Genomic DNA, 19,851 nt, shown 5'->3' with positions numbered 1-19,851 from the left:
AAGGAACATCTGCGGCATTTTTGGTCTTTTGCCTCTCGCTCATGCGACTTGTCTTTCAGCAGTAAATTGAAAATAGGCGCGCAATGCAATCCGCACCTGTTCTGGATCATCTGCAGTAAGGATTTGTTTTCTTAAGCGTGCCAGTTGTGAGGATGCTGACTGCATAGGTTCGGTCGCATGGTCCATATACCAGCCCAGATGCTTACGCGCGCACCGCACACCAACCACCTCTGGATAATAGTCAATCATCCGATCATAGTGGTCGATCACCAGAGCCAACAATTCATCACCACGAGGATGGTCTAGCTTCTCACCGCAAGCCAGAAAATGGGCTATGTGTCCGGGCAACCATGGGCGACCATAAGCGCCACGCCCAACCATCACACCATCGGCACCTGACCGCGACAAAATATCTTGTGCATCCTCTTCATTCAGCACATCACCGTTGGCGATCACTGGAATGGACACCGCATCCTTAACCGCTTTGATCGCATCCCAATCGGCATAACCCTTGTAGAACTGATTACGGGTGCGTCCATGAATAGTGACCAGAGCAACGCCGCTTTGTTCGGCCCGAGACGACAATTCAGCTGCATTCAAACTAGCATTATCCCAACCCAAGCGCATTTTGACGGTCACAGGTACGGACACAGCATCAACCACAGCATCAATCAAACGGACGGCTTGATCGAGATCCCGCATCAACGCAGAACCGGAATAGCCCGAAATGACTTTCTTGGCCGGACAGCCCATATTGATATCGATAAGGGATGCACCAGCCCCTTCGCTCAAACGCGCAGCTTCCGCCATCCAATCAGCACGGTTGCCAGCCAACTGAACAGCATGTATATCCATGCCTTGCCCCTCAGCTCTGAGACGCATCTCTTCTTTGCCAACAGCGAAAGCTTTGCTAGCGACCATTTCTGAGATAACCAGACCAGCGCCAAACTGCCCCGCCAACTCGCGAAATGGCAAATCCGTAATACCGGACATAGGAGCCAGAAACACGCCATTGGGCACAGTAACAGCACCGATTGATAGGCTCGCGGCTGCATTATGGATAGCTGACAGAGACATATAGAGATTAGCTTTCAAAAATATCTTTTGTTCCAGTATAGAGATGCCTAATATATGTGCAAGACATTTTAATGATCATTATTTAGACATTCACACCCTTTATTGCATAAAGTTGGCATGTCTCCCTTGACCGGGCGCACAATCTAACTCAAGGCAATAGGAACAAACTGATGTTTGGAGCAAAGCAGACACTTATACACTCAGCCCGATGACACAGACCAAGACTCGGTCAAAGGGCAACAAACAGTGCAAGAACAAAAGCTCAACCATGAAAGCCTCGCAATCATGACATGCGCAGCAATCATCGTCGCCGCAGGATCCGGCGTTCGCGCCAGACGCACATCCGATGCCGTCGCCAAACAATACGTGCCCCTGGCCGGCAAGGCCGTACTCTGCCGAACCATCGAAACATTCCTTACCAGCGATGCCATCGACCTTATCGTGACGGTGATCGCCCAAGAAGATCTGGACCTTTACAAAAATGCAGTCGCCCCATTGTTGCAAGGCAAACTGGCGGAGCAAGCGCAGAAAAAGCTGCGAACATCAGTCCGCGGGGGCACAACACGACAAGCCTCTGTTTTGTGCGGACTCAGAGCCTTGGAAAAGGACAGCATAGACACCGTTCTAGTGCATGATGCCGCCCGCCCGTTTATCTCACATGCGATACTGGATAGATGTCGCATTGCCTTGCACAGCCACAAAGCGTGCCTCGTTGCGGTTCCGGTGACCGACACAATCAAGCAAGCCACCCCAGAGGGGCGCATTCAAAAGACCATCGACCGCTCCAGCCTCTGGGCTGCGCAAACCCCGCAGGCGTTTGCATTTGACTTTATCTACGACGCCCATACTCGCGCCGCTCAACAATGCGCAGAGACGTTTACAGATGACGCTGCCGTTGCAGAATGGGCCGGAGCCGAAGTCCACATCGTTGAGGGCGATCCAACCAACATAAAATTGACCAACCGGGAAGATCTCGACATGGCTGACGCGCGTCTAAATTCTCTTCAGGGGTCAACATCCCCGTTAACCGATGTACGCATGGGCACAGGCTACGATGTTCATGCCTTTGATGCTGGCGACGCAGTGATCATTGGCGGTATTCAAATTCCCCATGACAAAAAACTGAAAGGCCACTCTGACGCTGATGTTGGCCTTCATGCCATTACAGATGCCATTCTAGGTGCCATAGCAGATGGCGATATCGGAACGCACTTCCCGCCCTCCGACCCGCAATGGAAAGGCACTGCATCCGATCTGTTTTTAAAAGATGCGGTACGGCGCGTTAGAGAACGCAATGGGAAAATATCAAATATCGACCTGACCTTGATATGTGAAGCGCCCAAAATCGGCCCACATCGCCCAGCAATGCGTCAGGCCATAGCAGACATTTGCGAGATATCGATCAATCGTGTCAGCGTCAAAGCCACAACCAGCGAACGCCTTGGCTTCACCGGCCGCAAAGAAGGCATCGCAGCAATGGCGAGCACATGTATACAACTCCCCGATAGAGAAGACTAAAAGTGGATACCATCACAATCCGATTTTGCTCAGGCAAGGACACCCACCATGTATGTTCCCGTAGATGCGATCGAACTATCCAATGAAGTTTTGGAAATCGCCAGAAAGAACAATCACAAGCTTGCAGCGGCGGAATCGTGCACAGCAGGCCTAATCAGCGCGACGCTCACCGAAATACCGGGCGCATCAAAAGCCTTTGATCGTGGCTTTGTTACCTACTCCAACGAAGCCAAATCAGAGATGCTAGATGTGCCGCCCGAAATGATCAAACAATGCGGCGCTGTAAGTGAAGAAGTCGTCCGTGCCATGGCAGAGGGAGCGATCTATTATTCAAATGCAGATTTTGCTGTCGCGGTAACCGGAATAGCTGGCCCAGCCGGAGGATCCGCGGACAAACCAGTCGGACTGGTGCATTTTGCTGTCTCGTCAAAACACTATCCGCAAATCCATAGAAAAAAAATCTTTGCAGCGATGGACCGTGAGAATGTCAGGGCTGCAACTGTTGAATATGCCATGATCATGCTCATTGAATCCATGACCCAAAAACCGCGCATGTCTCCTGACTAAAATTCATTCAAAAATAAAACCCGATAAAACAAAAAAGGGGGTGCCCAAACACCCCCTTCTATCTTTAAATCTAACGGCCCAATCAAGAGCTAATCAAATATGGCACTGGATCGACTGGATCACCCTTAATTCTCAACTCGAAGTGAAGCTGAGGACTGTCGACATTGCCAGAATTACCGGCTTGCGAAATAATCTGCCCTCGGCGCACCTGCTGCCCTTTGGAAACCAGTATTTTTTCATTGTGCGCATAGGCTGTCACCCAACCATTGGAATGCTGCACCAGAACCAAGTTGCCATAGCCTTTCAACTTGCTACCCGAGTAGATCACGGTGCCACTTTCTGCAACGCGGACAGATGTCCCTGTCGGAACCGACAAGTTGATGCCATCATTGCGCCCGCCGTCCCGCTTCCGACCGTAGTTTGAAATAATACGTCCACGTACGGGCCATCTGAATTTAGGTGCTCCGGCATTGCCAGTTGCTGCAGTTGAACTCTTGTTATTTGAAGTAGAAACCACACCACGAGAAACCGGTGCGGCATCATTTGTGACACCAGTAGGCAAACCAACAGGCTGCTGTAAGGTTGCAACTCTTTGACGTTTGGCTTTTGCCTTTGGCAAAGACACTATATTTCCGGTGGGTTGAGACTTCATAATCGCCAGAGAAGACGGTATCGTTTGCAGAGGTTTCGCCTTTGGAATACGCGATACCCTGACCAGAGGCGGCATAGCTTGATTACCAGCCGAGTTCATATCAACCGGTTGGCGATTAATTGAAGCTGTGGTCGTGTAGTCAACTCCATTGGCCGCAGCGCCAGGCTGTGGGATATGAAGTCTTTGTCCCATCCGAACCGGCGAATTGGTCGATAGGCCATTGGCTTGAGCCAAACTTGCAACAGTCACATTGTAGCGGCTTGCAATACCACCAAGACTGTCCCCAGGCATGACCATATGACGGCGCTGCGCATTTGCGGTTTGCTGCATACGAATAATTTTTTGACCGTAAGGCGACTGGCTTTGCAAACGCAGAGGGTTTGATTTTGGCACCTGCAATACTGCCGGCACCACGTAATTTGAAGTTGCCACCGCCGCTGTTTGCTGCCCCGCACTTTGATAGCTTGGCGTACCTGCCTGTTGATAGACCGGAATGAGAAGCTGCTGCCCCGGCGCTACATAGCTCTGATCCACCAAACCATTAACGTCTGCGATAGCCTTAGATGGCACACCATAACGGCGAGACAAAACTTGAATAGTCTCTCCAGAACGCACGGTGACCATAGAGCCACCAGCACTCGTCCAGTTCCCGCTGGTTCTCGCAGATTGTGTATTTTGAAACCGGTTAATCGTCGACGGAGCGACTTGCTGGCGCCCCGAGACAGAAGAACCAGACGGGATCATTGCCGGCGGCGTAATCGATGCGGTTGTACCATAATCAACCGCCTTCGTCTTAGGCGCAGTCTTTGGCAAAGAAAAGAATTTGGCTATGCTGAAACGGGATTTCTCCTGAACCGGCTTAGGCGGCATCGGCTGCGCAGCAACTGGAACATACACTGGCATCCGCTGCGAAGAAACAGCAGGCACCGAAGCGTATGTCTGCGGCGCATTCTTAACCCGAGGTGCAGATTTTGGCATAGAGTGGAAGCTAGACACAACCACTGGCGGCTTGTTAAAAGTGCCGGATGCAATTGATCCTGTCGATGTATAATCAACATTCGGCGTTGAAGACGGATACCGGTAATTTGCCGTATTGGTCGCCACAGGCACAGCACTATAGACAGGTACAGACCCTGCCGTGTTCGACACTTGCGCAGGCATCGGATAGGATTGAACAGGTGTCCGCACAGCCGTTTGAACCGAATTGGTTACCAAAGGAGCGCTATTTCGCGCGGCAACAACAGGAACATTCGTAGGGCTGGTATAAACGGGAGATTGATAACGCACTTGTTGCCCGGGCATCACTGCTGCTGGCATTTGCTGATTAGCAGCCGTCTGCAACGGGACCTTAGTCGTTGAATTTGTGAAGATCTCTTTTTGATTTGGGGTATAACCCTCAAAACCGGGAGAACTCCAACGTTCCATCTCACCACTACACGCCGAAATTGTTGCCGCAACAGCAACCAATGACGTGGTCGACAGAAACTTACGCAATACTGAATAGTTCATACCAACACCGGATTATACGCACAACACCCAAAATACTGACTTTGATTAGAACTCAGTAACCTTTCCAAACCTTTAAAACGGACATCGAATTAGTAACTTTTGGACTTTTGCCACAAAAGCCCCTTCCCCATTTCCATGCGAAAATCCCCTCCAAATACAACAAAAGCCCACTGCTTTACGTATCAACGCAGAGCAATGAGCTTTTACAATTGTTCAAAGACGGAAGAGCCTTTATCCTTTTTGAAGCACACCCAGCGTGCTGTGGTCGGTCATATCCAACCGCAACGGTGTAACGGAAATTTGCCGATTCGCAATCGCGTGCAAATCTGTACCCTCGGCAGGATCAGATCTGCGCCCTTCAAACCCGAGCCAGAAATAAGATTGCCCCCGTGCATCAAGCCGAGGCTCGACACTCAACTGCGCTTGATCTCGACGTCCCTGACGGGTGAAAACCACATCCCCGATATCCGCGGGTGCGCAATCGGGGAAATTGATGTTTAGCAAAGTCTGAAACGGCAAATCATGGGTCATCAGATCCTTGACCACGCGCGCTCCAAATTCTTTCGAACAGGTCCAGTCAATGCCGCCTTTGGTTTCCCAGCCATAGGCTTGGCTCAGCGCAAAAGAGCGAATACCGAGCAATGCACCTTCCATAGCTCCCGCAACGGTACCAGAATAGGTTACGTCTTCAGCCATATTCTGACCACGGTTGACACCAGACAAGATAAGGTCAGGTTTTTCCGGCAACACATGCCCTACCCCCATAATGACACAATCAGTCGGCGTGCCTTTCACCGCAAAGCGTTTGTCGCCCAGCTGACGCAAGCGCAACGGATCGTGCAGTGTGAGGGAATGCGACATGCCCGACTGTTCAGTTTCAGGAGCAACAATCCAAACGTCATCGGAAAGAGAAAGCGCGATTTCTTCAAGAACAGACAGCCCAGGCGCATTTATGCCGTCGTCATTGGTCAGGAGAATACGCATCTTTTTCCTCATTCCGTTTGAGTTATGAACCCTCGCGCACAAACAATTCACACGCAAGGTTTAAAATCACATCCAATAAGTCGCAGCGCGATCCAGCCAATTCATAGCCGAACTTGCATCACACCCAGACAACAAAAATCAACCTTTAGCCGAAATGATCTCCTGCCCACCCATATAGGGCCGCAGAACTTCAGGGACCACGATTGATCCATCGGCCGTTTGATAATTCTCCATGACCGCAATCAAACAACGCCCGACAGCAACGCCGGAGCCATTCAAAGTGTGAACAAACTTCACAGACTTTTCACCAGCCACACGATAACGGGCATTCATACGGCGCGCCTGAAAATCACCACAGACAGAAACAGAAGAGATTTCTCGGAAGCTATTCTGCCCCGGCAACCATGCTTCAATGTCAAATGTCCGGCGCGCAGAAAAGCCCATATCGCCGCAACACAACGTCATTACGCGATAAGAGATGCCCAATTTCTTCAAAATGGTCTCTGCGCACTCCAACATCCGGTCTTGCTCGGCAACAGAGCTGTCCTCATCGGTAATGGAAACCATTTCGACTTTGGTGAACTGATGTTGACGCAGCATACCGCGTGTATCGCGCCCCGAAGATCCTGCTTCAGATCGGTAACAATGACTGAGCGCAGTGACACGCATCGGCAACTGCTCGGCATCCATAATGCTGTCGCGCACAAGGTTGGTCAGCGGCACTTCCGATGTCGGGATTAACCAACGATCATCATCTGTATGAAAGGCATCTTCAGAAAATTTAGGCAGCTGGCCAGTACCATACATGGCCTCGGACCGTACCAAAGTAGGAACAGAGACTTCTTCACACCCATGCTCGTTAACATGCACATCAATCATGAACTGGCCGATAGCCCGCTCAAGACGCGCCAATTGTCCCTTTAACACCACAAAGCGAGAACCGGACAATTTAGCAGCAATTTCAAAGTCCATCTGCCCCAGCGCTTCGCCAAGTTCAAAATGCTCTTTCGGGGCAAAATCCATCTGAGGTTTGTCACCCCATGTGTGATGCACGACATTGTCATTTTCATCCTGACCGGCAGGCACATCATCAAGCGCAATGTTAGGAACGCTGGAAAGCGCAGCAGTCAGCGCATCTTGCAATTCCCGTTCTTTGGCTTCGCCACCCTGAATGAAACCTTTGAGCTCACCCACTTCAGCCATCAGTGCCTTGGCTTTTTCTTCATCACCAGTCGCTTTGGCTTTGCCGATTTCTTTAGAGGCAGCATTGCGGCGCGTCTGTGCATCCTGCAATTTACGAACGTGCGCCACACGCTCATCATCCAGCGAAATCAAACGGGAAGACGATGCTTCGGCTCCGCGCGCGATCTGGCCCTCATCGAAGCTTTCCGCATTATCGCGGATCCATTTGATATCAAACATGATAATATTTCCGAATTTTGTTCTGTCGGCAGGATGGGTCAAAAACCCAATTGGATGACCGCACGTCTGCACTAAGAAGACTCAACGCCAAAAAATAACCGGTCGCGCGAAAAATAGGCAAGCACGCAGCGCGACGCAAGCCAAATGCCCTCGAGATGGGGCAAACTGTCCAGTAACCCACAAACTGTGTTGATTTAACCACGATAAAGTGGTGTTGAGCGCCCAAAACGGGCGCCAACCTGTTAGGAAAACTCGTCGCCTTCCAAATCACGCTCAAGACGTTTCTTTTCTACGAATTTGACCGACAAGATCGACAATTCATAAAGCAAAAGCGTTGGCACTGCCAAACCGAGCTGACTAACCGGATCTGGCGGTGTCAAAACAGCAGCCATGACAAAGGTTCCAACAACAGCATATTTGCGTTTTGCTTTCAAACCTTCCGCATCAACCAACCCTGCACGCGCCAAAAGCGTGAGAACAACAGGCAACTGGAAAACAAGCCCAAAAGCAAAAATCAAAGTCATAACGAGCCCGAGATACTCGCTAACTTTTGGCAAATGCACAATCTGAGCAACACCCTCGCCGGTCTGTTCCATGCTGAGGAAAAACTGCAAGGCAAGCGGCATGACCACAAAAAAGACCAACGCAGCCCCCGTGGCAAACAGAATGGGAGTTGCCAACAAGAACGGGTAAAACGCTTCGCGTTCATGGCGATAGAGACCTGGAGCCATAAACATATAGATCTGACTAGCAATGACCGGAAAGGCAATGAACAATGCGCCGAACAGGGCCAGCTTCATCTGAGTAAAGAAATATTCCTGCGGCGCAGTGAAAATCATTTCAACAGGCCGAGCATCACCGACAGCGCTTTCATAAGGCATAATCAGGATATTGAAGATATCGCTTGCAAAGTAAAAGCAGATAAGAAATGCGACCAAGACAGCGATCACCGTTTTCAGAAGACGGCTACGAAGCTCGATCAAATGCTCGATCAATGGCGCTTTGCTGCCTTCAATCTCATCTTTTTCGGTGTCACTCATGAATCAGCCTTTGAGCTTGCATCATCTGCGGAAGATGGTTTGGAAGGCTCTTTGCTGGCGACCTCTACAGGCTCACTGGCATCAGAGGCAGACATATCAGCAGAAGCAACTTCAGACGCATTGTCATCGTCTTCGATCTCGACCAGATCGGATTTGTCGCTATTGCTCGCACCATCGTCAGCAGACAGAGTGTCATTGATTTCCTGACTGCTCTGTTTCATTTTACTGGATAGATCTTCTGTCAAATCGTCAACAGACCCCAGCTGTTTGGATACCGCATCTTTGACCGCAACAGTGGGGTCCAGTTTGCGAATATCGCCGATGGTATTTTTCACCTCATCCAACTCAGCCTCTTTCAAGACTTCGTTGAACTGATTTTGAAAATCACCCGCCATACGCCGCAAATTGCGAACGGATTTACCAACCGTCCTCAACATTCCGGGCAATTCCTTTGGACCCACCACCAGAACGGTGATGATCACAACAACGAGGATTTCACTCCAACCGATATCAAACATGAAAAAGCACCGGCTCCGCTAATGAACAAAAATAAGAAGGAAACAAAAGCAACAGCCTAGTTCACCTTGTCTTTATGTTCAGATTCAACAGACACCTGTTCACTAGGTTTGTTCTCAATTGCATTTTTGTCATCATCAGCGGACTCGTCATTGAGACCTTTTTTGAAGCTGTTGATGCCTTTGGCAACGTCGCCCATCAACTCGGAGATTTTGCCGCGACCAAAAAGAAGTACGACCACAACTGCGACGATGACGATCTGCCAAATACCAATCTGTCCCATAGATTTATTCCCTGTTTATTGCCGCGCCAAGCGCAGATAAGGGCCTATAAAGCCCCATTGTTTCATTCACTTTGATCAAAGAGATAAGCACTTTATTCCTGCTTGGCAAATATCAGAACATCTTTTTTGCGAAACGATACACCGATATTCTCGCCTGAAGCAAAATATTGCCCTGCACGCGACCGCACAAAGAAAGGTTTATCAATCCCCTTAACCGAGATCTCATAAAGGTCCACTTCACCCAAAAACATGCGCCGCTTCACTCTGGCAGGCAAACCCGGCGCATACCCTTCATCAATAGCAATATGCAGTTTTACCCCTTGTTGCCGAATACAAATCAAGAGCTCTTGCCCTTCATCAAACCCGTCCACTGTGAAATCGCCGATTGCAGTCCGCGCTTTGCCCCCCCTGTAAACTCCTTCGATCTCGTTGAGATCAGAAAAAAAGCGCGCAGCCCAATGATCAACCGGATGATAATAGAGGTCTTCGGGTTTGGCATATTGGACAATCTTACCATTACGCAAAAGCACGATCCTGTCACTCATGCGCAAAGCTTCTTCCGGGTCATGGGTTACAATAATGCAAGTGGCACCAATCTCGCGCAGAACAGCCAGGGTTTCATCTCTCACACGGTCCCGCAACCGATTGTCCAGCCCTGAAAACGGCTCATCCATTAACAGAATGCTCGGACGCGGTGCAATAGCACGTGCAAGCGCCACCCGTTGTTGCTGACCGCCCGAAAGCATATGCGGAAAATGCTCGGCATATCCTTCAAGTCCAACACGGCGCAAGGCAGCACGCGCTTCAATCTCTGAGGCTTTGGCTGGAAGATCATTTAATCCGAACATCACATTTTTGAGAATCGACAAATGCGGAAACAATGCATAGTCCTGAAACATCAAACCAACACTGCGCTGCTCCGGCGGCACAAAAACCGTGTCCGATGACACTTCTTTATTGTTGATCAAGACCCTGCCGCTACTCAACCGCTCGATTCCAGCTGCGATCCGAAGCATGGTGGTCTTTCCGGATCCAGACTGTCCGAGCAAAGACACAACTTCTCCGGGCTCAACCGAAAGCGTAATGTCCCGCAAAACTTCTTTGCCCGAAAAGGAACAAGCAACGGCATCAAAGGCAAGGCCGGCAGCAATAGACGCACCCGCTGTGCCCCTGTGTCCCCAGCCAATGTTTTTGTCTCTCTCACCCATTCAACCACTCCGCAACCGCTCAAAAAAGATTAAATCGAACCATGCTTGTAGCGTCAGGAGCCCAACAAACTCAACTCTGATCTTCATGTTTTCATTTAAGTATTACAAAGCACGGTTTCAATCATCTGCAAAGGCGGCAGTTTCGAGCGCTTCAATCTCGTCGAATGGATCTTCATCGTCCGTGAGATCTTCATTGTCATCTGGCGAGGGCATGGAAAATGCGGGAGGTAGAGCCGAATCAAGCATTCCAGCACCTCTCAACTCTTCTAGCCCCGGGAGGTCTTGGATCGAATCCAGATCAAAATGCACCAGAAACTTATCGCTCGTTCCAAACGTAACAGGACGCCCCGGTGCGCGTCTTCGCCCCCTGACCCGAACCCATTGGGTTTGTAGCAATACATCAAGTGTGCCTCTTATGGTCGACACCCCGCGAATCTGTTCAACTTCGGCACGGGTTACTGGCTGATGATAGGCGATAATGGCCAACGTTTCCAATGCGGCCCGAGATAGCTTACGCGGTTCGAATGCTTCAGCTTGAAGCATAAAAGACAAGTCCTTGGCTGTACGGAACAACCACTTGTCTTCCACCTGAATCAAATTGACACCTCGGTCTGCATAATCGGATTGCAGCTGCTGCAAAAGCGCCAGCACATCGATTTTGTCGGGCATACGAGCGCGAATATCCAAAAGGCTCAATGGCTCCGCACTGGCAAAAAGCAAAGCCTCAAGCATCCGTTTAAGCTGAACACGCGCCTCATGAGCCAAGGCGGCAAAATCATCATCTTCATCAGGTGCGATATCCTGTTCCGCAATGCCATCATCCATTATTAAGAGCCATCTCTGTTTTGGTTGCTCTTGCCACGCAGATAGATGGTGCCAAATGCACCTGTTTGTTTCAACTCCAAATGCCCCTCCCGAACCAATTCCAGCGACGCGGCAAATGAACTAGCAAGCGCTGTGGCCCGTATATCTGAGAGTTTCAAATAACTACGCAAAATTTCATCCACGGGTGTCCAATCAGAGAGACCACCCACCAACCGTGTCAGCACATCTCTCGCTTCTTGCAGCGACCACACATCACGCTTGCGCACATGAACCAGAGAGACTGATTGTCTTTGCCGCAGCGCGGCATAGGCCGTCAGTAGATCATAAAGCGATGCTTCAAAATGTCGACTACGGCTAAGAGACATATCTTCAGGTTTGCCGCGCAAAAAGAAATCACTCCCAAGCTTTGGTCGCTGCATCAATTTATCGGACGCTTCCCGCATTGCTTCCAGCTTTTGCAGGCGAAACGCCAGCACAGCCGCCAATTCTTCGCCACTAGGTTCGTCTTCATCAGCCGTTTCGGGAATCAAAAGACGAGACTTCAAATAAGCCAACCACGCTGCCATCACCAAATAGTCTGCGGCCAATTCAAGACGCAGTTGTCGGGCTTTTTCGATGAAAAGCAAATATTGCTCCGCCAAAGCCAACATCGAAATTTTTGTCAGATCAAGCTTTTGTTGTCGAGCCATTGCAAGCAAAAAATCCAATGGCCCTTCAAACCCTTCTACATCAACGATGAGAGCAAGCTCGCCGACCCCCGCTTTTTGAACGAGGTCAATACCTTGCATCTGCGTCCACTGATCGAAGGCTCCCTCTTGGCCGTCGTTGGCCCAAGATCCATCTGTTTCAGCCAGCTGTGTAGACGCTGGCGCCGCATCATAATCCGCTGATCCATTTTCGCTGGTTGAACCATTGTTGGTTGACATTCACAATCCAAACCCAAACGAACCAAACCGGTATCGACAGCCTGATCCATTGCCAATCAAAAGAAGGTTACGAAGATTATCGTCACTGTAGGCCCAAACCAAGTGTAGATAAAGAAAAACCCGACCAATTGGCCGGGTTTCAAAATGCTTATATTTGTCGAAGCCTATTTTTGGGCGACCAAGCAATCGCCACCGGCGGCTTTGATCTGACTGCAGAAACTCGTTGCACCGGCACGATCAGCAAAAGAGCCAACGCGCACGCGATAATATGTTCCGCGGGCACCCAGATCAGCTTGCTTGATGTCAGGCTGATACCCTCCCAACACGCTGGGCAATTGTGCCTGAATGCTATTGAAACTAGCACGCGCCTGTTCGACCGAGCGCTGGGACGTCACCTGAACCGTATAACCGCCTGAGGTATTCGTCGCAGCAGGCGCAGTCGCCTGAGGTACTGGCGGTGCAAGCACCAATGGAGCAGTCTGCGTTTGCTGAACAACAGGAGCAGCTACAGTGCGATTGGCTGCTTGAAGAGCAACCAATTCTGCCGGTTTAGCCCGCGGCAACGGCGCTGTAGCACCATTGGCGCCCTGCGCATCTTGCGCGCCCAGCCCTGAAGCATTTCCAGCACCATCGACACCATTGTTGAAAGTCTGCGTCATCGCCTGCTCGGAGGGCGTTGCATTGAGCATCTGCGTGTCAACAGAGGCAACTTGTGTTTCATTGGCAGCAGCCCCATTGGTGTTCACAATGGTTCCATCAGGCCGAACAACAACCGTCCGCACTTGTTTGGGAGCAACCGCACTGGAATTTTGAGCCACGTTCGACTCACCGCCAGACAAAGAAATCACGCGCGGTGTTTGTCCATCCGCAGTCATGGCAAGAGGCGTTTCAGTGGCCGGCATCAAATTGCTTGGCCCTTCATCGCTCTCGGACCCATCGATCCGATCATAAACTGTTTTATTCTGATGCGGAATGACTTTACCACCGGGATCATCCGGCGTTTCTTTTACCGGACCGTTATCGGCCGTCAGCAAAGGAGGCGCTGTATCGCCGCCATTGCCACTATTACCGAATCCCCAAGCAATCAAACCACCAACGGCAACGACGCCCACAACGGCTAAAGCCGCTATAAGTCCCTTACGAGATTTGCGCGGCTGAACCGCAGCAGCAATAGCCGCTTCAGTCTCCAAGGTCTGATAGTCTTCATTCTGATAGTAAGGTGCACTCTCGGCTGCAGCATAGGCCACACCTGGATCAGCATAAGTGCCATAAGCGCCATTCGCCGTGAGATCATCGCGGCCAACGGAACCATTCTGCGCGTCATACTCCGCCGCATAGCCTTGCTCATAGGTTGGTTGTGCAGGATCAGCATAGGAAGCGGTATTGGGGTCTGCATACCGCACATCATCATGATAATGTTCCGTCGGAGCCGCATAATGAGGGCCCTGCCCTGAAACATCGACGGCAGGAGCCGCACCCGCAGCTCTGGAGCGTTCATCATAGCCTGAATAGGGATCAGCTGGTGCCTGATTGAAAGCCGCATAAGGATCCGTTGCCGGATCGCTTTCGATTGGTGCCGTCACCTCTGGCACACTCGCACTGGCGTAGTTGTCGCGATCAATAGAGGGCGCAACATAAGGCTCGCGAGGCGCTGACGCAGTCGGTGTTGCACTCGATACGTGCCTATAGTCAGGAGATGGATCAACTATCGGTGTCTGCCGCGCAATGATCTCGTTCCATGTCTCAGAAACACTTGTTTCAGGTGCCCTAATATCTGGGCCTCTGCTCGCAGAAACCGCGGGCGCAGTCGCCTCAGCCCTTTCTCGAGATTCTGTTTGCGCAGCACGATAGTCAACGGCGGCGGCGTCTGCATAACGATGCTCCGAAGCAGCTGGTGTGGCCGCAACAGCAGGCGCCTCATGAGGTGGTTGCCCTGCCTGTCGGCTTAACTGGCCATAACTTCCGCTGGTTGCCATCGCTTCGCCATGCATGGATGCCGGAGTCGCCGGAGCACTAGCTTCTGGCGCTGGTTCGTCAAACAGATTGCTCCAATCATCAAGGCTAGGAGCCTTGCGAACGGGCTCTGAGGTCGCGTTGGAAGTAGGCATTGTGGCAACTGGTACAGCGGGTGCAGGAACCTCGACTCTAGGTTCCACAAGCGCTTGAGGTGCGGGCCTATGTGTTGCATGAGCCAAAGGATGAGGGCGGCTCAACTGGTCAGCAACAGTCTCAGGTACAGGTGCTGCAGTAGGTCTTGGTGCCTCAACAGGTGCAGGAGCTCGTGTAGCGACCGGAGTGGGAGCTAACGGTTCAGCCTGCGTATGGCCATAGTCTTGAGGGGCAACAGGTTGCTCTGCCTCTTGATGCCCTCGTAATTCGCGAATTAATTCTTGTTCAAGAATACGCAAATCTTCGCTGGAAACAGATGCCGAACGGCCTTCGTTTTGACCAGTAAGACCAAAATCTTGATTTACGATTCGGTCTAGCTCCGCCAGAGGGTCCTCGATTGCCTGTCCAGCACCACGCCCCTCGCGGGCCTGTTCATGGGGAGCAGGCCAACCGGAAGGAGTGGAAGCTGGCTTTTTGTCATTATTATCAGACATGACGATTTGCCTTTTCAATCATACACTTAACTCATAACACTTGGCAAAAGTTAGTCTGGAGTAGCATCTTCATCAGACGAATTTATCTCATTTCTTCTGGTGCCGTCACACCAAGCAGACCAAGCCCCGAAGCTATAACGGAGGCCACAGCCTGAACAAGAGCCAAGCGCGCTTGCGTCAATTCTTCATCTTTAGCGTTAATAAAGCGTAATTGCGGCATTTCCTTGCCCTTATTCCACACAGAATGAAAATATCCAGCAAGCTCATAAAGGTAAAAAGCAACACGATGCGGCTCTTGTGTTTCCGCCGCTCCCTCTACAATACGTGGATATTCTGACAGTTTGCGAATAAGCGCCAATTCAACTTCATCTTTGATTCCAGACAAGTCTACCTTGGCCAAATCATCGGCTTTAGAAGACACATTTGGCACCTCTACAGCGGCTTGACGGAAAATAGATGCCGTCCGGGCGTGGGCATACTGAACATAAAAGACGGGGTTGTCTTTGCTCTGCTCTGTCACTTTGGCAAAGTCGAAATCGATAGTCGCTTCAGACTTGCGGTACATCATCATGAAACGAACCGCATCGACGCCAACTTCCTCAACCACATCACGCAACGTGATGAAGTTTCCGGATCGCTTGGACATTTTGAGCTGCTCTCCATCGCGCATCAGATTGACAAGCTGGCAAATCTTGACCTCAAGCCCGCCATTGCCTTCAGTGATAGCAGAGACAGCCGCTTTGAGGCGCTTGACATAACCGCCATGGTCGGCCCCCAAAATATCAACCTGTTGTGCATAGCCACGTTTGAACTTGTCAAAGTGATAAGCAATATCATTAGCAAAATAGGTATTGCTGCCGTCTGATTTTTTCAGCGGGCGATCAATGTCATCACCAAAGTCCGAAGAGCGGAACAAGGTCTGCTCTCGGTCTTCCCAATCATCAGGAAGCTGCCCTTTTGGTGGAGGCAATGTGCCAACATAGACCTGCCCCTTATCGGTCAGCCAATCAATGGCTTCCTTGACGCGATTATGCTCCCCATGAATAAGACTGCGCTCAGAGAAAAACACATCATGTTTGACATTGAGCGCGAACAGATCGCTACGGATCATGTCCATCATCGCATCAACGGCAAATTCACGCACCAGCGGTAACCATTCTTCTTCGCTTATCTGCTTGAGCTTGGCGCCGTGCTCCTTGGCAAGCGCTTCTCCTACAGGAACCAGATAGTCACCGGGATAAAGCCCGTCAGGGATCGCACCGATATCGTCGCCCAGCGCTTCGCAATAGCGCAGATAGGCAGACCGAGCCAACACATCAACCTGACCACCTGCGTCATTGATATAATATTCGCGGCATACGTCATAACCGGAAAAAGCCAATAGATTAGCGATACAGTCACCCAGAACAGCTCCGCGCGTGTGGCCGACATGCATGGGACCAGTTGGGTTCGCTGATACATATTCCACATTCATCTTGGCTCCCTTGCCAAGATCGCCACGGCCAAAATCCTTACCCATAGCGACGATAGTACCGACAACGCCGCGCCAGAAATCATCAGCCAAGGTTAGGTTGATGAAACCCGGACCTGCAACATCGGCCTTGGCAACGTCAGCATCTTCCAGCAGAATATCGACGATTTTCGTCGCGACATCCCGTGGTTTCATACCAACCTGCTTGGCCAAAACCATGGCCGCGTTTGTCGCTAAATCACCATGAGAAGCATCGCGTGGCGGCTCGACATTCACACGTGTGAGGTCTAGCGCCGCGCCATCACGGCCCGTAAGGTCACTTTTGCCAATGGCAGCAACAACCCGGTCGGTGAAAAGAGTAAAGACGTTCATCGTCGATCCTGTCTGATAGTCTGCCAGATGACTAAATGCGGACGGAACCGGCCTCGCCCAAATGGCAAGCCGTCCCTTTTCCCGCTGTGTCTGGCTCATTTAACATATTGGCGTTGGAACTAACGCAATTCTGGTGTTACGTCAAACAATCGTCTGTGTTCAAGAATGGCAAAACGGTCTGTCATGCCCGCAACATAATCCGCAACACGGCGTGCAAGCACCTCTTTGGAGGACCCATCCAGATCAAATTGCCATTCAAACGGCATTGAATCGGGATGTTCGAAGTGAAACACAAACAGCTCTTTGAGCACCTGCTCTGCATTGCCCATCACTCGCATCACATTAGTTTCGCGATAGACATTCTCGAACAGAAACTTTTTAATCTCAGCCACGGTCTTGGCCATTTCCCCAGAAAAGCCAACGATCGTTTCACTTGCGTTGCGCACTTCCCCGACATTTTGAGGCGAAATGCGCGTCAAATTGGCCATGGAAGTCTTGATAACATCTTCCACCATACCCGTGATCAAACGGCGCACAATTTCATGTACCACGCGAGAGTCATCCAATCCAGGATAGCGGTCATACACTTCCACAAGGGCAGCGCCAATCAAAGGCAAATCACGTAATTGCTTCAAACTGATCAATCCTGCACGCAAACCATCGTCGATATCATGCGCGTTATAGGCAATGTCATCCGCAATTGCCGCAGCCTGCGCCTCGATGCTCGCATATGACTCCAAAAGCAAATCTTGCTCTTGTGCATAAGATCGTATGGCAAACGGTAAACCATTCGCATATTGATCAATGCCCTGCCCTGATGCGTCGGTCAGTGGTCCATTATGCTTAACCAACCCTTCCAGCGTTTCCCATGCCAGATTGAGACCATCAAATTCCGCATAATGCCGCTCCAGAGACGTCACTATGCGTAAGGACTGGGCGTTGTGGTCAAAGCCCCCATAGGGCAACATCAAAGCATCCAGCATGCGCTCCCCCGCATGCCCAAACGGGGTATGCCCCAAATCATGCGCCAGAGCCAATGCCTCGGCCAGATCTTCATCCACGAGCAAGGCCCGAGCAATAGACCGAGCAATTTGTGACACTTCCAACGTGTGCGTCAGGCGCGTGCGGTAGAGATCCCCTTCGTGATACAGAAAAACCTGTGTCTTATATTGTAACCGGCGAAATGCGGAAGAATGAATAATACGATCCCTGTCACGCTGAAAAGGTGTCCGTGTCGGGCTTTCCGGTTCCATAAACAAACGCCCCTTACTGCGTCCAGGGTCCACAGCATAACAAGCGCGTGGTTGCGCACCAAAACCGATTGAAGGCGTCATGTTTTCTTCCATTTTATACTCAAGATTGAGCTCTCACAGAGTCAAAGTCATGGACATAAGGGTTGACTGAGAAAAATTCACCCTTAACTATCAGGCTAACGATAACGCCTTATGAAGGCCAAACCCTCGTGATATTTTATCGTCGGCGCGGCCAGAGGAGAGGCTTATTCACAACTCTATGCCGCACCACCAGGAAATGTGGCTCCGATTCTGCGGCTCAACCAACAATTTGAGCTATTCCAGTGATACTCGATTCGCTTGAATTGCGGCAAACCAATGAAACAAAGCGTCATCCTGTCCCTTGGAAACCCAAGTCGACACCGAAACGCTCAAGACAGGAATGCATCCTATGTCGAATACGATCCTTGTAACCGACAACGCCATTCGGCGCATCGCCACCATTCTCAAAAAAGAGGGCGATGGCTCCATGCTGCGCATTTCCGTGACCGGCGGTGGCTGTTCAGGCTTCCAATATAATTACGATTTGGTCAAATCTCGCGAAGACGATGATCTGGTGATTGAACGGGATGGTGCGATAGTACTCTTGGACCCGCTAACCCAGCAATATATGGAAGGCTCACAGGTCGATTTTGTCGATGATGTTATGGGCCAGTCTTTCCAGATCACCAATCCACAAGCCACAGCCGCTTGTGGTTGCGGCACCAGCTTCGCAATGTGACCCCTCTGACGATCCTGTCAAATCTGAACACATCCTCGACAAAGGCCCTCCCCATGCGCATCGCGACCTGGAACATCAATGGCGTAAAAGCCCGTCATCCCAACCTGTTGCGCTGGCTAGAAGAAGAAAAGCCAGATATTGCCTGTTTGCAGGAAATCAAATCCGTCGATGAAGCCTTCCCTCGCGCAGACATAGAAGCGCTTGGATATACACTGGAAACCCATGGCCAAAAAGGCTTCAACGGCGTCGCCTTATTGTCCAAAACCCCGTTCGAAGAGGTTAACCGGCGGCTCCCCGGTGATGACACAGACGATCAAGCCCGTTTTATAGAAGGCGTGCTCGCAACCGACAAAGGCCCGTTGCGGGTGGTCAGCCTCTATTTGCCCAACGGCAATCCCGTCGATAGTGATAAATATCCCTATAAACTTGCTTGGATGCGCCGCTTGATCGACTGGGCCAAGGATCGTCTCACACTCGAAGAAGCATTTGTTTTGTCTGGCGATTACAACGTCATTCCGACCGCTGAGGATGTGCATGATCATGCAGCTTGGTGGGGTGATGCACTATATCGGCAGGAAACACTGGATTTGTTTCGCGAACTGAAGGCGCTGGGCTTGACCGAAGCCTTCCGCGCAGGCAACGCCACCCCACACCAATATTCATTCTGGGATTATCAAGCCGGCGCATGGCCTCGCAATCTGGGCATTCGCATTGACCATCATTTATTGTCTCCGGAGGCAGCAGATTGGCTAACCGGATGCGTCATCCAAAAAGACACGCGGGATTGGGAAAAACCATCAGACCACGTTCCCGTGGTCCTGTCTCTCGATTGCAACGCCAGCTAATTTTCTAAAAAAAGATCAGA

General features: G+C 50.8%; 17 protein-coding genes. 4 read left to right on the top strand and 13 right to left on the bottom strand.

The features are described from left to right. Nucleotides 1-39: 39 nt before the first annotated feature. Nucleotides 40-1,077, bottom strand: a complete 1,038-nt coding sequence (gene dusB / locus C0081_RS09820) for a tRNA dihydrouridine synthase DusB (RefSeq protein ID WP_101533612.1) — start codon at nt 1,075-1,077, stop codon at nt 40-42. A 246-nt stretch (nt 1,078-1,323) separates the two neighbouring features. Between dusB and C0081_RS09815 the strand changes: the two genes are divergently transcribed. Together C0081_RS09815 and C0081_RS09810 are read left to right on the top strand one after the other, a co-directional pair. Beyond that, nucleotides 1,324-2,595: a bifunctional 2-C-methyl-D-erythritol 4-phosphate cytidylyltransferase/2-C-methyl-D-erythritol 2,4-cyclodiphosphate synthase gene (locus C0081_RS09815; RefSeq protein ID WP_342587672.1), complete on the top strand. Its 1,272-nt coding sequence runs from the start codon at nt 1,324-1,326 to the stop codon at nt 2,593-2,595. A 48-nt stretch (nt 2,596-2,643) separates the two neighbouring features. Then, nucleotides 2,644-3,162: a CinA family protein gene (locus C0081_RS09810; protein ID WP_101533611.1), complete on the top strand. Its 519-nt coding sequence runs from the start codon at nt 2,644-2,646 to the stop codon at nt 3,160-3,162. Between the two features lie 82 nt (nt 3,163-3,244). On the opposite strand, the gene C0081_RS09805 is transcribed toward C0081_RS09810, so the two are convergent. The 12 genes from C0081_RS09805 to C0081_RS09750 form a co-directional block, all read right to left on the bottom strand. Beyond that, complete coding sequence (locus C0081_RS09805) at nt 3,245-5,323, bottom strand: LysM peptidoglycan-binding domain-containing M23 family metallopeptidase (protein ID WP_101533610.1); 2,079 nt, start codon at nt 5,321-5,323, stop codon at nt 3,245-3,247. Nucleotides 5,324-5,554: 231 nt separating this feature from the next. Further along, nucleotides 5,555-6,307: a 5'/3'-nucleotidase SurE gene (gene surE, locus C0081_RS09800; RefSeq protein ID WP_101533609.1), complete on the bottom strand. Its 753-nt coding sequence runs from the start codon at nt 6,305-6,307 to the stop codon at nt 5,555-5,557. Nucleotides 6,308-6,445: 138 nt separating this feature from the next. Beyond that, nucleotides 6,446-7,729 carry a serine--tRNA ligase gene (gene serS / locus C0081_RS09795; protein WP_101533608.1) on the bottom strand — a complete coding sequence of 428 codons (1,284 nt, stop codon included), beginning with the start codon at nt 7,727-7,729 and terminating at the stop codon, nt 6,446-6,448. Between the two features lie 242 nt (nt 7,730-7,971). Further along, nucleotides 7,972-8,769: a twin-arginine translocase subunit TatC gene (gene tatC / locus C0081_RS09790; RefSeq protein ID WP_101533607.1), complete on the bottom strand. Its 798-nt coding sequence runs from the start codon at nt 8,767-8,769 to the stop codon at nt 7,972-7,974. After that, on the bottom strand, nt 8,766-9,287 hold the full coding sequence (tatB, locus tag C0081_RS09785) for a Sec-independent protein translocase protein TatB (protein ID WP_101533606.1): 522 nt from the start codon (nt 9,285-9,287) through the stop codon (nt 8,766-8,768). Before tatB ends, tatC begins: the two co-directional genes overlap by 4 nt. A 56-nt stretch (nt 9,288-9,343) precedes the next feature. Beyond that, nucleotides 9,344-9,568 carry a twin-arginine translocase TatA/TatE family subunit gene (locus C0081_RS09780; RefSeq protein WP_101533605.1) on the bottom strand — a complete coding sequence of 75 codons (225 nt, stop codon included), beginning with the start codon at nt 9,566-9,568 and terminating at the stop codon, nt 9,344-9,346. Between the two features lie 92 nt (nt 9,569-9,660). Beyond that, nucleotides 9,661-10,776 (bottom strand): ABC transporter ATP-binding protein, encoded by a 1,116-nt coding sequence (locus C0081_RS09775; protein ID WP_101533604.1) that lies wholly within the window; start codon nt 10,774-10,776, stop codon nt 9,661-9,663. A gap of 117 nt (nt 10,777-10,893) precedes the next feature. After that, complete coding sequence (scpB, locus tag C0081_RS09770) at nt 10,894-11,601, bottom strand: SMC-Scp complex subunit ScpB (RefSeq protein WP_101533603.1); 708 nt, start codon at nt 11,599-11,601, stop codon at nt 10,894-10,896. 2 nt (nt 11,602-11,603) lie between these two features. Continuing rightward, nucleotides 11,604-12,389, bottom strand: coding sequence for a segregation and condensation protein A (locus C0081_RS09765; RefSeq protein WP_101533754.1), 786 nt, complete (start codon nt 12,387-12,389; stop codon nt 11,604-11,606). Nucleotides 12,390-12,691: 302 nt separating this feature from the next. Continuing rightward, the gene (locus C0081_RS09760) at nt 12,692-15,130 is read right to left on the bottom strand and encodes an SPOR domain-containing protein (protein ID WP_101533602.1); all 2,439 of its coding nucleotides are present in this window, start codon (nt 15,128-15,130) and stop codon (nt 12,692-12,694) included. 82 nt (nt 15,131-15,212) lie between these two features. Beyond that, nucleotides 15,213-16,973 carry an arginine--tRNA ligase gene (gene argS / locus C0081_RS09755; RefSeq protein ID WP_101533601.1) on the bottom strand — a complete coding sequence of 587 codons (1,761 nt, stop codon included), beginning with the start codon at nt 16,971-16,973 and terminating at the stop codon, nt 15,213-15,215. 119 nt (nt 16,974-17,092) lie between these two features. Beyond that, a complete protein-coding gene (locus tag C0081_RS09750; RefSeq protein WP_101533753.1) occupies nt 17,093-18,307 on the bottom strand; it encodes a deoxyguanosinetriphosphate triphosphohydrolase in 1,215 nt (404 codons plus the stop codon). A 349-nt stretch (nt 18,308-18,656) separates the two neighbouring features. On the opposite strand from C0081_RS09750, the gene erpA reads away from it, so the two are divergent. Both erpA and xth read left to right on the top strand, forming a co-directional pair. Beyond that, nucleotides 18,657-18,986 carry an iron-sulfur cluster insertion protein ErpA gene (gene erpA / locus C0081_RS09745; RefSeq protein WP_101533752.1) on the top strand — a complete coding sequence of 110 codons (330 nt, stop codon included), beginning with the start codon at nt 18,657-18,659 and terminating at the stop codon, nt 18,984-18,986. Between the two features lie 53 nt (nt 18,987-19,039). Beyond that, nucleotides 19,040-19,831, top strand: coding sequence for an exodeoxyribonuclease III (gene xth / locus C0081_RS09740; RefSeq protein WP_101533600.1), 792 nt, complete (start codon nt 19,040-19,042; stop codon nt 19,829-19,831). The last annotated feature ends 20 nt before the right edge of the window (nt 19,832-19,851 follow it).

This window comes from Cohaesibacter celericrescens (genome assembly GCF_002866925.1).
In the GTDB taxonomy this organism is placed as follows: domain Bacteria; phylum Pseudomonadota; class Alphaproteobacteria; order Rhizobiales; family Cohaesibacteraceae; genus Cohaesibacter; species Cohaesibacter celericrescens.
Note: the sequence above shows the minus strand (reverse complement) of the source record. Positions and strands in the feature narration are given on the sequence as shown.

Excerpts from the sequence above, each read along its gene's own strand:
- dusB (WP_101533612.1), bottom strand. The coding sequence starts at position 1,077 with ATGTCTCTGTCAGCTATCCATAATGCAGCCGCGAGCCTATCAATCGGT.
- C0081_RS09810 (WP_101533611.1), top strand. The coding sequence starts at position 2,644 with ATGTATGTTCCCGTAGATGCGATCGAACTATCCAATGAAGTTTTGGAA.
- C0081_RS09805 (WP_101533610.1), bottom strand. The coding sequence starts at position 5,323 with ATGAACTATTCAGTATTGCGTAAGTTTCTGTCGACCACGTCATTGGTT.
- surE (WP_101533609.1), bottom strand. The coding sequence starts at position 6,307 with ATGCGTATTCTCCTGACCAATGACGACGGCATAAATGCGCCTGGGCTG.
- serS (WP_101533608.1), bottom strand. The coding sequence starts at position 7,729 with ATGTTTGATATCAAATGGATCCGCGATAATGCGGAAAGCTTCGATGAG.
- tatC (WP_101533607.1), bottom strand. The coding sequence starts at position 8,769 with ATGAGTGACACCGAAAAAGATGAGATTGAAGGCAGCAAAGCGCCATTG.
- tatB (WP_101533606.1), bottom strand. The coding sequence starts at position 9,287 with ATGTTTGATATCGGTTGGAGTGAAATCCTCGTTGTTGTGATCATCACC.
- C0081_RS09780 (WP_101533605.1), bottom strand. The coding sequence starts at position 9,568 with ATGGGACAGATTGGTATTTGGCAGATCGTCATCGTCGCAGTTGTGGTC.
- C0081_RS09775 (WP_101533604.1), bottom strand. The coding sequence starts at position 10,776 with ATGGGTGAGAGAGACAAAAACATTGGCTGGGGACACAGGGGCACAGCG.
- scpB (WP_101533603.1), bottom strand. The coding sequence starts at position 11,601 with ATGGATGATGGCATTGCGGAACAGGATATCGCACCTGATGAAGATGAT.
- C0081_RS09765 (WP_101533754.1), bottom strand. The coding sequence starts at position 12,389 with ATGCAAGGTATTGACCTCGTTCAAAAAGCGGGGGTCGGCGAGCTTGCT.
- C0081_RS09760 (WP_101533602.1), bottom strand. The coding sequence starts at position 15,130 with ATGTCTGATAATAATGACAAAAAGCCAGCTTCCACTCCTTCCGGTTGG.
- argS (WP_101533601.1), bottom strand. The coding sequence starts at position 16,973 with ATGAACGTCTTTACTCTTTTCACCGACCGGGTTGTTGCTGCCATTGGC.
- C0081_RS09750 (WP_101533753.1), bottom strand. The coding sequence starts at position 18,307 with ATGACGCCTTCAATCGGTTTTGGTGCGCAACCACGCGCTTGTTATGCT.
- erpA (WP_101533752.1), top strand. The coding sequence starts at position 18,657 with ATGTCGAATACGATCCTTGTAACCGACAACGCCATTCGGCGCATCGCC.
- xth (WP_101533600.1), top strand. The coding sequence starts at position 19,040 with ATGCGCATCGCGACCTGGAACATCAATGGCGTAAAAGCCCGTCATCCC.